The sequence below is a fragment of the Neobacillus drentensis genome, from assembly GCF_036965245.1.
Classification (GTDB): Bacteria; Bacillota; Bacilli; order Bacillales; family Cytobacillaceae; genus Neobacillus; species Neobacillus drentensis_G.
In genome coordinates this window covers 1-13,824 of the sequence record NZ_JBALPG010000182.1, presented here as the reverse complement: position 1 = coordinate 13,824, position 13,824 = coordinate 1, and the positions used below count along the sequence as shown (strand labels likewise).

The 13,824-nt window shown below is 36.2% G+C and carries 11 protein-coding genes and 1 riboswitch; of the genes, 3 read left to right on the top strand and 8 right to left on the bottom strand.

The features are described 5' to 3' along the window. Positions 1-197: 197 nt before the first annotated feature. The 4 genes from V7150_RS24630 to V7150_RS24615 form a co-directional block, all read right to left on the bottom strand. Positions 198-1,559 (bottom strand): amino acid permease, encoded by a 1,362-nt coding sequence (locus V7150_RS24630; protein ID WP_335523518.1) that lies wholly within the window; start codon positions 1,557-1,559, stop codon positions 198-200. A gap of 164 nt (positions 1,560-1,723) precedes the next feature. Continuing rightward, positions 1,724-1,804: riboswitch (glycine riboswitch) on the bottom strand. Positions 1,805-2,347: 543 nt separating this feature from the next. Next, on the bottom strand, positions 2,348-2,683 hold the full coding sequence (locus V7150_RS24625) for a zinc ribbon domain-containing protein YjdM (protein ID WP_335523515.1): 336 nt from the start codon (positions 2,681-2,683) through the stop codon (positions 2,348-2,350). A 285-nt stretch (positions 2,684-2,968) separates the two neighbouring features. Then, positions 2,969-3,580, bottom strand: coding sequence for an HAD family hydrolase (locus tag V7150_RS24620; RefSeq protein ID WP_335523513.1), 612 nt, complete (start codon positions 3,578-3,580; stop codon positions 2,969-2,971). Positions 3,581-3,649: 69 nt separating this feature from the next. Continuing rightward, on the bottom strand, positions 3,650-4,600 hold the full coding sequence (locus V7150_RS24615) for a LacI family DNA-binding transcriptional regulator (protein WP_335523511.1): 951 nt from the start codon (positions 4,598-4,600) through the stop codon (positions 3,650-3,652). A gap of 901 nt (positions 4,601-5,501) precedes the next feature. Between V7150_RS24615 and V7150_RS24610 the strand changes: the two genes are divergently transcribed. From V7150_RS24610 to V7150_RS24600, 3 genes are all read left to right on the top strand, one after another. After that, a complete protein-coding gene (locus tag V7150_RS24610) occupies positions 5,502-6,005 on the top strand; it encodes an RNA polymerase sigma factor (RefSeq protein ID WP_335523509.1) in 504 nt (167 codons plus the stop codon). A 4-nt stretch (positions 6,006-6,009) separates the two neighbouring features. Next, the gene (locus tag V7150_RS24605) at positions 6,010-6,891 is read left to right on the top strand and encodes a DUF3298 and DUF4163 domain-containing protein (protein ID WP_335523507.1); all 882 of its coding nucleotides are present in this window, start codon (positions 6,010-6,012) and stop codon (positions 6,889-6,891) included. 710 nt (positions 6,892-7,601) lie between these two features. Continuing rightward, positions 7,602-9,464: an acyltransferase family protein gene (locus V7150_RS24600; RefSeq protein WP_335523505.1), complete on the top strand. Its 1,863-nt coding sequence runs from the start codon at positions 7,602-7,604 to the stop codon at positions 9,462-9,464. A 272-nt stretch (positions 9,465-9,736) separates the two neighbouring features. Here V7150_RS24600 and V7150_RS24595 read toward each other — a convergent pair whose 3' ends face one another. The 4 genes from V7150_RS24595 to V7150_RS24580 all read right to left on the bottom strand — a co-directional run bounded on the left by V7150_RS24595 (position 9,737) and on the right by V7150_RS24580 (position 13,438). Further along, positions 9,737-10,114: a hypothetical protein gene (locus V7150_RS24595; protein WP_335523502.1), complete on the bottom strand. Its 378-nt coding sequence runs from the start codon at positions 10,112-10,114 to the stop codon at positions 9,737-9,739. 81 nt (positions 10,115-10,195) lie between these two features. After that, positions 10,196-11,272, bottom strand: a complete 1,077-nt coding sequence (locus V7150_RS24590; RefSeq protein WP_335523500.1) for a LolA family protein — start codon at positions 11,270-11,272, stop codon at positions 10,196-10,198. Next, on the bottom strand, positions 11,262-12,731 hold the full coding sequence (locus V7150_RS24585) for a sensor histidine kinase (protein ID WP_335523498.1): 1,470 nt from the start codon (positions 12,729-12,731) through the stop codon (positions 11,262-11,264). The genes V7150_RS24590 and V7150_RS24585 overlap by 11 nt, the downstream gene beginning before the upstream one ends. Beyond that, on the bottom strand, positions 12,728-13,438 hold the full coding sequence (locus V7150_RS24580) for a response regulator transcription factor (protein WP_335523496.1): 711 nt from the start codon (positions 13,436-13,438) through the stop codon (positions 12,728-12,730). The genes V7150_RS24585 and V7150_RS24580 overlap by 4 nt, the downstream gene beginning before the upstream one ends. Positions 13,439-13,824 lie beyond the last annotated feature (386 nt).

Here is a 13,824-nt window from a genome sequence, read left to right as displayed (position 1 = left end):
ACTGGATCTCACTTTTTTTGCCTTGTCCTGTCCGAATGAGGCTCGCTTTCAGACAAGATCAAGCTTTTTTTGCCTTATCCTGTCCGAATGAGACCTGTATTCAGACTCAATCTTGCTTTTTCCTCCTTGCCTTGTCCGAATTTTACCTGCCCCCGGCCGTTTAGCATACGGGGCCAGGCATCAATTAATTGTTGATTCTATGCTGATAACTTAATATTTTTTTCCTTTCTTCTATATGAATACAAAGTAAATAATAGAATAAACCATAGAGGTGTCAACATTAAGGCCGGACGTGTTTCTTCAGCAAACAGCATAATGATGAGAATCACAGCAAACAACGATAGAACAGCGTAATTAATAAATGGTGTCAGTGGTGCTTTAAATTTTGATTTTGCATGTAAATGCGGACGTGTTTTCTTAAACCTTAAATGGCAAATTAGAATAACACCCCAAACCCAAATAAAACAAATGGCACTAATGGTTGTCACGATTCCAAAAGCTTGTTCCGGAATAAGCTTGCTCAAAAGAGCTCCCACTGAAACAACAAGCGTTGATATCCATAACGCGTTCCCTGGTACATGATTTTTATTCAGTTTTGCAAAATTAGTTGGCGCCTGGCCATTATTGCTTAAATTATATAGGATTCGACTTGTTGAAAACATTCCGCTGTTACAAGCAGAAGCGGCTGAAGTTAATACGACAAAATTAATAATTCCTGCGGCAATCGGAATCCCGACTAAACTAAACGTTTTGACAAAAGGACTTTCTGCTGCATTTAGTTCCGTCCATGGATTAATACATAATAGGACGATAAGTGCGCCAACGTAGAAAAAAAGAATTCTTAAAGGAATTTTATTAATGGCCGATGGAATGTTTTTTTGTGGATTGGATGTTTCCGCTGCCGAAACACCCACTAATTCCACACCAACAAATGCAAATACAACCATTTGGAATGAAAGTAAGAAACCTGAAATTCCGTTTGGAAAGAGTCCCCCATGTTCCCAAAGATTATTAATAGTAACCGTGCCTGCATCTGTCTTGAATCCCATCATCAGCAAACTAACCCCAATACCAATTAATGCAAGAATCGTTATTACCTTTATTAAAGCAAACCAAAACTCCAATTCTCCAAAAAGCTTTACAGTTAATAGATTGAGTCCTAATAAAATGATCAAACAGCTGATTGCAGGTATCCACTGTGGGATATCAAACCAATATTGTACATATACACCAACAGCAATAACATCAGCCATAGCAGTCATAATCCAACAAAACCAATATGTCCATCCGGTTACAAACGCTGCCCGTGGTCCAAGATAGTCTTCGGCAATGTCTGTAAAAGATATATATCCTACTTTAGACAACAGGAGTTCTCCTAGCGCCCTCATAACAAAAAAAAGGGCGATACCCACGACTAAATAAGCAAGGATGATGGATGGGCCTGCCAGTTGTATGGCTTTACCGGACCCCAAGAATAATCCAGTACCAATCGTTCCGCCAATTGCGATTAGTTGAACATGACGATTTGCTAAATCCCTCTTTAATTCTTGCTGTGCCAATCCTAACTCCCCCTTAAAATTAATTGAATATTTTTAGTGTGAAACGATAAGAAATAAAGAAAACCAAATAAAAAAAGAGATTGGATGTCCTCCAATCTCGTGGTCATAAGAATAACAAATAAAATTTGTCATGCTAACGATTATTAGCATAACAAATAGATATTCAGTACTCTTCTGTCCTTTTGCCTGAGATTGTGAACCCTTCGGCGCCGTGGAATTCCCACGGTCTCTCCAGAAGCTGCTCCTGCTATAGTGTGATCCATAGCAATCATAGCTTGCTAATTATTAAATTTTTTTAATAGCGATATCTATTTCCAAATAATTTTTAATTTTAGTAGTAGTTAAATATTTTGTCAACTACAAAATAAAAATCCATTTCAATTATTTAACCGCTCAGGAAGAGGAAATTTTAGAAATTATTCAATAAAAAAACGCATTTATTTATGGTACGGCTATGAACGATACGGAAAATGGGCCTAACATTTCTTTGTCAGCCTTGTCAGACCATCATCTCTATTTATTTTTTCATTTTAAAAACATTGATTTTAATTATATTTTCCTTAAGCGTTACCGACCAACGTATGGGGTTTTACTTCGCTTTAGTTATTTCAGGTGTTATCTCTATTGTTTACTTATCAATATTCCGTAAATTTAAAGATAAAACTCAACAAACCCATAAAAAAGAAACCTCATTTACCTATGATACGGTTCACCGTAGATAGTCTAAATGAGGCTTTTCTGAAATGGTATTTAATGAAACGATTTAGGGCCTATTCCATTGAAACTATTTATGCTTTTTTAACAAATTCCGATTTTAATTTCATTGCTCCAAAACCTTCAATTTTGCAATCGATATTATGGTCTCCATCAACCAAACGTATATTTTTTACTTTAGTACCTTGTTTTAAAACCGATGAACTTCCTTTTACCTTAAGGTCTTTGATGACTGTGACAGTATCACCATCGTTTAATATATTTCCATGTGCATCTTTAACTAACTTATTATCTTTACTATTGTCCATTTCCTCAGTCCACTCATTACCGCATTCTGGGCAAATAAAAAGATTTCCATCCTCATAAGTATATGCTGAATGACATTTTGGACAATTAGGCAAGTTATTCATTATTTTATATCCTCCGCTATCTAGTTTAATAAAATTCCACAAATACTATTTCTGTTTATACACCATATTACGAAAAAAATAAAGACTTCATTAACTTATCATACTGCTAACCACATCATAAATAATAATGAACTATAAATTTTATAGAAAATCCATTAAGTGATTTTGTGCCTGGCACAAGCCGGAACTTGTCGAAGAACAACCAAGTTTTTCAGGCATAAACTGCAGTATTCAAAATAAAATGCCTGACCGCTTTTAACATACTTGGGTCAGACACCATTATCTCTATTTATTAATCAAATTGAGAATATCTTTAGGATTTTCAATAATATACTTTGCATTTTCAAATCCTGATGTAGTTCGTGCCCCCCATAATGCTAGACCAAAATCTACTCCAGCTGCGTTTGCACATTGCATATCGTATATTGAATCACCTATATAAATAGCTTCGTCCGCTTTACAGCCTAACAACTTCAGGGCTAGTTCTAATGGATCCGGATTAGGCTTACGTTTTTCAGTATCACTCGCACAAACAACCGAGTGAAAATGATGATCGATATTTAATAAATAAAAGCTATGGTTCATTTCATCAGCAGTTTTAGAGGTTACAATACCGGCCTTAGGAAGCCCCTTAATCACCTCAATAATTTCTTCAAAAATAGGAACATTTTTCATTAAGGGTTTTTCCTTCTCTAGCCAAGATTCAAGTGTGGTTGGAATATCAGCAATATTTAATATTTCTAATGTCGTCAGACCGGGAATACCTAGTGAAAAACGGAGTTCATCTAAATTTTTTTCAATTCCTTGTTCCTTTAATGTTGCTTGTAATGCTGTAAGCCCAATCAACTCAGAATCGATAATCGTCCCATCTAAATCAAAAATAAACGTACTATACATTCTCTTCATCCTCCCATATTTTATCTGTTAAGAATAGGATAAAATATGAAATGGATTTCAGGTCAATAGCTAAATCGATGAACGTTCGATAATTCTATAGGGTATTTCAATTTTTTGTCTAGATTTGTTGATGACAAGATCAAAAGCTTGTTCACCAACCTTAATTAATTGATGATCTACCGAAGAAATCCCCATTCCAATACCTATGGGTTGGTTTTCTTGTCCTAAGATTGCAAAATCATCGGGTACTCTCATATTGATAGATTGAGCATACTGATACATCCCACCAGCCACTTCATCCCCATTTGCATAGATTGCTGTTGGTCTTGTTTTTTGACTTAACAGCTTCTTTCCGGCATTATATCCATCCTTAAAACTAGAACAATCTGATAGGTAAAACTCGGTTTGAAGTTCTCCAAATACTTCTTTATAAGCTGTAATAAGTTGACTTGTACTCATGCTTTCCATTCCTCTAACTGTTGTAAAGGCTACTTTACTATGTCCTTTATCTTTAATGTATTGAAAAGCATCAAGATACGAGGCGTATCTATCTATATAGGAGCATCCTATCTCTGGATGATTCGTATATTCACATGAAACTACTGAACCATAATTAGTATAGGGGATTATCGACTCCCAATTATTTGTTCTAGACGTGATGATTATTCCATCGAGCAATTTATTTTTCAGCATTGAAAGATACTCTATCTCTTTATCTTTATTGTATTTAGTTGGGAGGACAGTAATGGAATAATCCTTCTCAACAGATTGATTAAGCACTCCATGTAACATTTGATCGAAAGCTTGATTGTTGTTATATGGAATGATGACGCCAATCATTCTTGTCTCTCCACGAATTAAATCGATCGCATTTTTATTAGGGGTATAATTCATTTCGTCAATAACTTTCAGAACGATGGCTCTTTTTTCTTCAGATACATATTTATGGTTGTTTAAAACTCTTGATACAGTCGTCACTGACACACCGGCCATCTTAGCTATTTCGTTAATATTTGTCATCTAATCCTTCCCTTACACAGAGACTCAATAAACTACTTCAAGAGTAGTCCGGTCCATAGGCACCGCCCGGATTTTCTATGGATATTTTAACATAAATTTCCCTATTCCTTCTAAAGAAGGTGCCTAACACAATTTCTTCTCAACACAAACGGTGAATTGTGTAGCGAAAAAAAGGACTGATGCTTTGATCAAACATAGGGAGAAAAAAGGAAGCATAATTGAATATATGCACACATATATTTATAAAACATTTTCACTTGAAAGGGGGATCTTTACCTATGGATATTTGCATTTCTTGTGGAAAGGAATTATCAATTATGGAGAGGAACAGAACTGAATGCTGGGAGTGCAGAGAAATCACAGTAGAAGCATATACGGAAGAGGAATAAATAATTCATATACAATGAAAATAAAAGAAACGGCCCTAGTCCTCATAAAAAGGTGCCTGACCCTCAATGAGTTAAAGTCCTAACATAGGGGGAGGTACCTATACTAGATTAATTCATTAAACTTTTCCTGTAACTCCAAAACTTTTTTATAAAAATAACCACAGCGTCTCCTTCCATTTCAAATTTTTCCAGTAATGATTTCACTTCACGTTCACTATAGTAATTTCCTTTCTCCCATCCTCATTGTTTAAACAAAGTGCCTCATTAGGAAATTCATCACTTAAGCTAAATAAATCTTTTAGTACGTTTGAATTAATAGCAATAGATATAATTCATCTTTTTTCATATTTTACCACCCTCCCAGAAATCTTAAATGAGACTGGGTCTAGCGAGCAGTGACAGTCACTGTTCGCTTTTCTTTTGTTGATTTTTTATCGTAATCACAAATACCAAAAACTTTTTCTTTATTAATTGGCGTCTTTTTTATAGAATCCAAAAGGAGGTGCCAAGCGATGAACAAAAAAGATCAAGAAGAATTACTTGCAGAATTCGTATTGGAAAACAAAGAGAAATTTTATCGATTAGCCTATAGTTACGTTAAAAATGAAGAAGATGCTTTAGATATTATTCAAGAGTCAATCCATAAAGCCCTAAAAGGGATTCATACCTTAGAAAATTCTCAAGCGTTAAAAAGTTGGTTTTTTCGCATCGTAGTTAACACATCATTAGATTTATTACGCAAAAAGAAAAAGGAAATGGTAGTGGATGATGATACTATAGAATTTTTTAGCCCCAAAAAGAATGACACTTATGAAAATGTTGATTTAACCAGATTCCTTAATGAATTGCCTGAAAAATATCGAATTGTAATTATTCTTAAATTTTTTGAAGACCTAAAAATTCGTGAAATAGCTGAAGTTCTAAATGAAAAAGAAAACACTATTAAGACTCGTTTATATAAAGGACTTAAAATGCTTCGAATAGAAATGAAAGATATTTCCTATATGGGAGGTTGATATAATGGATAAAAAAATGGAGGCATTAATGAAAGAGTATAATGATATTCCTATCCCTAGTCAGTTAGACTTTGTTGTTAAAAAGGCACTAAAACAAAAGCCTAAGAAGCGCATAATGACAAAAGTGGCTGTCGGACTAGCAGCAGCTGCTGCTATCTTTATTGGAGGAATAAATTCAAGTCAGACATTTGCCATGACTATGGCTGATGTTCCAGTTCTAAAAAATGTGGTGAAAGTATTAACATTTAGAGAATACAAGGTGGATGAGGAAACCTTCCATGCAGATATTAAAGTACCTGCGATTAATAACCTTGATAATAAAGAATTACAATCAACATTAAATCAAAAATATCTAAAAGAAAGTGAAGAACTCTATCAAGACTTTCAGGCTGATATGAAAGATCTAAAAGAAAGTGGCGGCGGACATTTAGGCATAGAGAATGGATACGAAGTAAAAACCGATACTGACCAACTCTTATCCATTGGCCGTTATACGGTAAACACAGTCGGATCGTCATCAACAACGTTCCATTTTGACACGATTGATAAGAAAAATAAGCTGCTTATCACTTTGCCAAGCCTATTTAAAAATGATGCCTATGTGGATTTGATTAGCAATGAAATTAAAAAGCAAATGATTACACAAATGGAACAAGACTCTGACTTAACTTACTGGGTAAAGAATCCAAATAAAGAAGATAATGATCCACTAGACACTTTTGAAAAAATAAAGCCCGATCAAAATTTCTATATTAACGAACATAACAAATTGGTCATTAGTTTTGACAAATACGAAGTAGCTCCTGGTTACATGGGTATTGTTGAATTTGTCATCCCTACGGACGTCCTAAAAGACGCTCTGGTTAGTGATGAGTATATAAAATAGCATCCACTAGGAGAAGACAGTTTGACACTTACCTTTTCCTAGGATAAAAGAAATAAGGATATCCCAAAAGGGTTTGACCCCACGTTCAACACTCAATTTACAGCTGATTATCAAGTGAAGATCAGCTATATATTGTAGGTTGAGGGGTCTGACACTTTTTTCTGGGATATCCTTATTTTGATTTCTTTGAGGCCCCCCTTTGTTCTATTTTATCCACATTAATTAATGGCAGTTTACATAGCAAAGTCTAATTTTTATTGAAAAATCCCCATACAAAAGTAGGTTAAACTTTTTCTTTATGCCGTGCGTCTATTTTTCGTATGCAACAAAGAATACGTATCAAGGAAAGAGACACCCTTTTTTAATGAAGAAAGTTCAGTCTTAACATAAACTTATACAATTTATAACAAAAAAAAAGGTTAACTTATATCGATTCGTACATAGTTTAGATCAGATGGTTCAAAAAACTTTACATCATCCACCAAAAAAATTAACCTTATCTTTGTCTTCTTTACGGTCTATCCCCCATATCTGCCATTTGAGGTGAGGGAATGCTTTGAATTTACTTTAGTCATTAGCATGATCGTTATTTTCATCATTTAAATATGTATTTTTTAATAGAAAGGAAAAATCATCTATGAACTACTTACCTATTTTAAAAAACAGATTTCAAACAAAAAACACTGACTTGGATTTAAGGGTGAAAGACCATGACGACTAACCCTAAAGTGCAAAACAGAAGATACCTAGAAGGATTAGATGGTCTAAGAGGTTTAGCAGTGCTTTCTGTCATTTTCTATCATATTGGATTCCCTTGGGCATCTGGAGGTTTTTTAGGTGTAGTCGTGTTCTTCGTGCTGTCTGGCTACCTTATTACAGATATCATAATGACTGAGTGGGAACAGCGAAGAAGAATTAATTTAAAAAATTTCTGGATTCGCCGTGCTAGACGCTTACTTCCAGCCATGCTCGCAATGTTAGTGATCATAATTGGCTGGGTAAGCTTGTTTCATCATCATCTTTTAGAAAAATTGCAAGCGGATGCTCTAGCTGCTTTACTATATATTAGTAATTGGTGGTACATCTTTCATCACCAATCCTATTTTGATAGCTTTCAATCTCCATCATTATTAACTCATTTTTGGTCATTAGCAGTAGAAGAACAGTATTATCTTTTCTGGCCATTGTTGCTTACATTCGGGTTACGCTTTATCTCTAAACGTTCAATCTTATTTATTACTCTCACCTTAATCGGTATTTCTTCATTAACAATGGCCATATTATATGAACCCGGATCGGATCCAAGTAGAGTCTATTACGGGACTGATACAAGAGCTTTTTCTCTATTAATAGGTTCTGCACTTGCTCTTGTTTGGCCAAGTCAAAAGCTTGCTGCCAAAGTACCATTAGCTTTACGACTTGTCCTTAATTTAATCGGGACAATTGCGCTTGTAGTGATCCTTTTAATGGTTGGACTTACCAATCAATATGACCCTTTCCTATACCGAGGAGGGATGGTTTTATTATCAATTGCTTCTATGTTATTAGTTGCCGTGCTCGTTCATCCAGCTAACAGCATTAGTAGAGTCTTTAATTTTAAACCACTAAGATGGATTGGTGTCCGTTCCTATGGCATCTATTTGTGGCAATATCCCGTCCTTATTTTAACTAGTCCAGCAATAAATACGACAGGAATTTCGATTGGCAGAGTCATATTCCAATTAACATGCATTATTGTATTGGCCTCTTTATCATGGAAATTTATCGAAAATCCAATACGCCGAGAAGGATTGAAAAAAACGTGGAGAAGAATTGCTACGAAGAAATCGGTTCTTAATCGTTTAATTATTAGACGTTGGATTGTCCTTGGGGGAGGTGTGCTAATAATCCTTTTCTCATTTATAGCTATTCACAATGTGACTATTGCAAAAACAGATAAAAAAGAGGAAACGCATGCTGCAATTAAAGAAGATCGTTCTAATAATCAATTAAAAATAGAACAGAAGAAAAAGGAACCTCCTTCCCCTGATGTTCATTCAAAAAAAGAAGAGCTAACAAAACCAGACGGTGAAAATAAACTTACGCAAACAGAACCCTCTGTCGAAAAAAATGAAACGGTGACAGCAATTGGTGATTCCATATTACTTGATGTTGCCCCTTATTTAACTGAATATTTTCCTTCTATAAATATGGATGGAAAAGTAGGCCGTCAAATGTCTCAAGCAGTGAATATAGTTAAAAAAATGAAGCAAGATGGGACATTAGGGGATACTGTAATTATCGAACTAGGCACAAATGGCCCATTTACTAAGAATCAATTAATATCGATGATTGAATTAATTGGAAATGATCGAGAAATTATTTTCATCAATACCCGTGTCCCACGTCCTTGGGAAACTGATGTAAACAATACTCTAAAAGAAGTAACCGAAAAATTCGATAATACCACTCTGGTTAATTGGTATGCCGCCAGTGCAGGGCATAATGAATATTTTTCACCTGATGGTGTCCACTTAAATGTAAAAGGAGCTAAAGCCTACGCAGCTCTAGTGGCAAAGTCGGTTGGAAAATGAACAGTGACTATAAAAATTGAAGATTGGTGGACATTCTGTTTTTGAACCAAGTACATAACACATCAGGAGAGTCTCCTTCTGGGAATTTGCCTTCGGACAAAAGGGACTCAAATTAGAGTAAGGGATTCATTATTCAAGTGAATTACGCCATTATATTCAGGACAAAATTACCATCACAATTTTCTCTTCCACTTACAGCCAGTCACTGTTCGGCTGATTTTTATGTAATAAAAAAAGGAGGTGATTTCAATTCACTTCCTTTTTTCTATCCGTTATTCTTGAAGTTCTAGCACAATCTCGGGGACGCAATCCTTTTTAAGAACAAATTTAAAGGTTTGACTGTCTTTCAACGTTAATTGAATCGCTCCGTTTAGCGGGCCATTCGCTTCAATACAGTCCTTTATATCCTTTCTATGAACACTCATCGCCAATGTGATTTCGGAGTCTAAATGTAACTTATACACAAGAATTCTGTGATTGGTTAAGACGAAAACGATTGGCATGTTATCCTTTGTTAGCCAGGAAATCTCAGGAAATAAATTCATCACCCAATTGGTTGGAGCTGTTCTTCCCCCCGCAATCGTAATGATGTATTCATCGACCTCTAAATCCGACATCACACGCCCCTCGTATTTATTTGTCAAACTCATTCCACTCACCCTTTATTGCCAAAATTAATCATGTTGCACTGCTTCCGTGCCTTGAAACCGCGGAACCTCTTTTCTAATGCCTTATTTATTTGTGGAAAGATGCATACTTTCAGCTAATTGACTCATTTTTTCCAGGGTAAGATCAGGTTGATCCATCATAATTGAATAGCGCATCCCGTTTTCATCCCAGGTTACCATGCGAATTTCTTCCATATAACCCGCATGCTGTCCGCGAATTTTCAAATCCTTCCCTTCTATCTCCATACCCTTTTCCTTCGGTGCAGGAAAAATTGACAAGTTAAAGGTGGATCCTTCAGGTGTCTTATAATAAATCGTTACCTCGGTTCGATTCAATTCTCCCTTTAGGTCTAGCCATTCTACTCTATCCAAATTTGCTGTCTTTTCATCAAAAATAAGAAACGGTTCCCCCAGCGCTTTCTCTGCTTCTGCGACAGTCCCGGTCGTTGGCTGAGAACTATTATCTAGGTTCTCGACTTTTACGTTTTCTGGCAGCTTTAGAGTAAAGGTATCGTTAGCGAATTTAGGAGAGAAGTCCAGCTTTTTGTATTCCGTTTCAGATCGGTTTTCACCTGAATAGGTAATCGACTTCACCACAAACCAAGTTTTTTGATCTACCCAAAATTCCATATCACCTAAAATGGAATTCTTCGATTTAGCTTTTACCTTTAAATGGTATGTATCAAGACCGAGGATCTTTTCCTCTCCCACCACTTCATACGTATGGGTTTTCCCCAATCCCTCAAGCATCTTTGTTACTTGTTCTTTCGGGGTCATCGAGACTGGGACTTCCTCATCTGAAAATGACAAACTCATAGCTGTATCACTTCCTTGTTCGTAAGTAATCAGCTTTTTTCCATCGTTAAATGCAACCGTTTGTTGATTATCTTTTTTAAGATCAGTTGTTATCACTTTTCTTTTTTGGTCATTGCTGACAAATTCTTCAATAATTATATTCTCAGTGACCTCTTTACCCGTGTAGATTTTCATTTCAGCTTTGCCATAATAGGCATCAACTTCCTTGTCAGCTTCTAGTACATTTGAAACAATTTCCTCTGCAGAGGCAGTCAGTTCTCCAGAACATCCTCCTAATAAACCGATAGATAACGTTGTACCAATTAGTAAGTTTTTAATCTTCATTTCTCGTAACCTTCCTTTCATTTAGCCAACAAGCTACTAATGTTCCATATCCTGCTGTTGACCAAAGCTTTATTTTTCCATCATGCGCCTCAACCAGCATTTTTGCTACACTTAGACCGAGACCTGAGCTGCCGCCAGTTCCTCTTGCCCCTTCACCTTGTACAAAAGGTTGAAAAATGCTCGTTTGCATTTCAATCGGAATAGCATTTCCTTGATTTTGAATAATGAGTGGTGTTCCACCCATTCTCCAAGCATTTAGTTCTTGAAAAAATGGCGGGAATACCCAATCCGGAAGAGCCGTATCCGGTGAAATCGCTGCCAGCCAGATTCTTTTCCCTGGATCAGTATGACGGATGGCATTCGCCATCAAATTATCCATTACCCGCATCATCTGTTTGACATTGACATCATAGGTAGACTGAACACATTGAAATACATCCAATCTGATACCCTTTTTTTTACATGGCTGTTCATAGCCCGATAAAAGCATGTCGAAGAATTCCTCACCGTCTACTTCGACCAATTCCGGCTTTTCCTGTACTGATTGCAGTGCTGTATAGACGGCTAAATCATCAAGCATTTGTTTCATATAAGCAAGCTTTTCAAATAAAATCGTCCGGTACTCCTGCTTTTCTTTTTTAGATAACATATTTTCAGTTTGCAATGCTTCTGTATAAGCTTGAATAACGGTTAGCGGTGTTTTTAAATCATGGGATAAGGCCGCAACAATAAACTCCTTTTCCTTTTGCTGAAGAGAAAGCTCATACTGAGTTTGTTCCAACTGTGACCTCATTTGGTGAAAGTGTGTAAGTACCTCACCAATTTCATCCTTTCCTGTTCTAATTTCCATTTGTACAGGCTGACCTTTCGCAAAAGCCGTCATTTGCGACCGTAAATGCTGCAACGGCCGATTAAACTTTCGATTTAAGAGCATGACGACAACGACATAAATGAGGATAAAAAAACCACAAAATAGAATGAAAAGCAACAAAGAACGATGGTTTACTCCCTCGACCCATGTGCTGCGGCCAAACGTAATCTCGTAAATTCCAACAAGCTTTCCCTCTGCAAATACAGGCTTTTTCACAATATAAGTTCGCAGATTTTTCTTTACCTCATTTAAATCTTTGTAAAGATGGTCTACATCACTGGAGCTTGGAATGGAATCCTCAATCGAGGAAAATAACATCGGTCCATCAGAACGAAACAATGATATTTTTACTGTTTCACTTGCAAGCTTCTGAATGGCTTTGTATTTGGTTTTTTGTTGGCTTTGATAGAGTGATGGATCCTTTAGTACGGGTTCTAATTCGATTAATTTCTTATTCACTTCCATAAACTCAATCATATCCTGCTTTTGATCGAAGTGACTGATGGTGACATACAGGAAATAGAGGGCGGCAACCGGCAATAGCATGACAAGAAAGTAACTTATCATTAACCAATATTTAATTTTCATCCTGCTTGCTCACCTATAAAGCGGTAGCCTACACCCCAGACGGTCTGAATAAATTTGGCCGATCGCGTTTCATCCTGCAGTTTAGTACGAAGGCTTTTAATATGAACCGTTACCGTGTTATTTCCATCCATATCGTCCTGCTGCCAAATATGCTCATACAGTTCCGATTTCGTAAACGTTCTAAACGGATTTTTTGCTAACAGATAGAGTAAATCCTCTTCTTTCGATGTAAGCAGCAGCGGCTCTTCATTCAAGTACACGACATTTTTTGAAAAGTCGATAGAAAGTCCGTGCAAAAAGTTAACCATGCTTCCATTATGATCCTTCTTCGTATAGCGGCGATAGCGCCGTAAATGGGAAGCTATTCTTGCACTCAACTCCACCAAACTAAATGGCTTTGTCAAATAATCATCCGCCCCAAGGTCAAGCCCACGGATTTTATTCTCATCCTCATGTCTAGCACTTACGATCAGCAATGGTATATCACTTTCCAAGCGAATCGTTTTGCAAAGCGTAAACCCATCCATTTCTGGAAGCATCAAATCTACTAAAGCAAGGTCATATCGGTCGTGCTTGAAATCCTCCCAGCCTTCTTTACCAGTTGACGCCCATGTCACCCTGTACCCTTCCTTCCTTAGGTGGTCACAGACAATTCGCGCGATTTCTTTGTCATCTTCCACTAGTAAAATAGTTTCTTTCTCACTCATCAGCTATCCCTCTTTCAATTTCCATTATAATCATGACAAACTACCGCTCTAGATTTCTTTATAAACTCTTAATAATTGGTACTTTCTCTACTTTAACTTTCACATTTAATTAGTACCTTCTCGATAAAACTAGCAAACTACAGTTAAATTTTGTTATCTACTTTGTAATTCTATCTAAAAATAAGACATCGCATGAAAAAATTTTTTTCAATTATTAATTGTTTATTCATAATTTGTTCATTTCTAGGGTTTAAGATAATTACATGAAACGGACATGATCTTTTCATAGCCTTTCATCCCCCTTTTAATATATATTTTTTGTCCGGCCTATGGCCGGATATTTTTTTGACCTTCATACTCCACTCGACTTCAGATTAATAGAGAAT

Bases quoted from the DNA above. Each gene is read 5' to 3' on its own strand.
- V7150_RS24625 (WP_335523515.1), bottom strand. From the start codon at position 2,683: ATGAATAACTTGCCTAATTGTCCAAAATGTCATTCAGCATATACTTAT.
- V7150_RS24600 (WP_335523505.1), top strand. From the start codon at position 7,602: ATGACGACTAACCCTAAAGTGCAAAACAGAAGATACCTAGAAGGATTA.
- V7150_RS24595 (WP_335523502.1), bottom strand. From the start codon at position 10,114: ATGAGTTTGACAAATAAATACGAGGGGCGTGTGATGTCGGATTTAGAG.
- V7150_RS24610 (WP_335523509.1), top strand. From the start codon at position 5,502: ATGAACAAAAAAGATCAAGAAGAATTACTTGCAGAATTCGTATTGGAA.
- V7150_RS24585 (WP_335523498.1), bottom strand. From the start codon at position 12,731: ATGAAAATTAAATATTGGTTAATGATAAGTTACTTTCTTGTCATGCTA.
- V7150_RS24615 (WP_335523511.1), bottom strand. From the start codon at position 4,600: ATGACAAATATTAACGAAATAGCTAAGATGGCCGGTGTGTCAGTGACG.
- V7150_RS24580 (WP_335523496.1), bottom strand. From the start codon at position 13,438: ATGAGTGAGAAAGAAACTATTTTACTAGTGGAAGATGACAAAGAAATC.
- V7150_RS24590 (WP_335523500.1), bottom strand. From the start codon at position 11,272: ATGAAGATTAAAAACTTACTAATTGGTACAACGTTATCTATCGGTTTA.
- V7150_RS24605 (WP_335523507.1), top strand. From the start codon at position 6,010: ATGGATAAAAAAATGGAGGCATTAATGAAAGAGTATAATGATATTCCT.
- V7150_RS24620 (WP_335523513.1), bottom strand. From the start codon at position 3,580: ATGTATAGTACGTTTATTTTTGATTTAGATGGGACGATTATCGATTCT.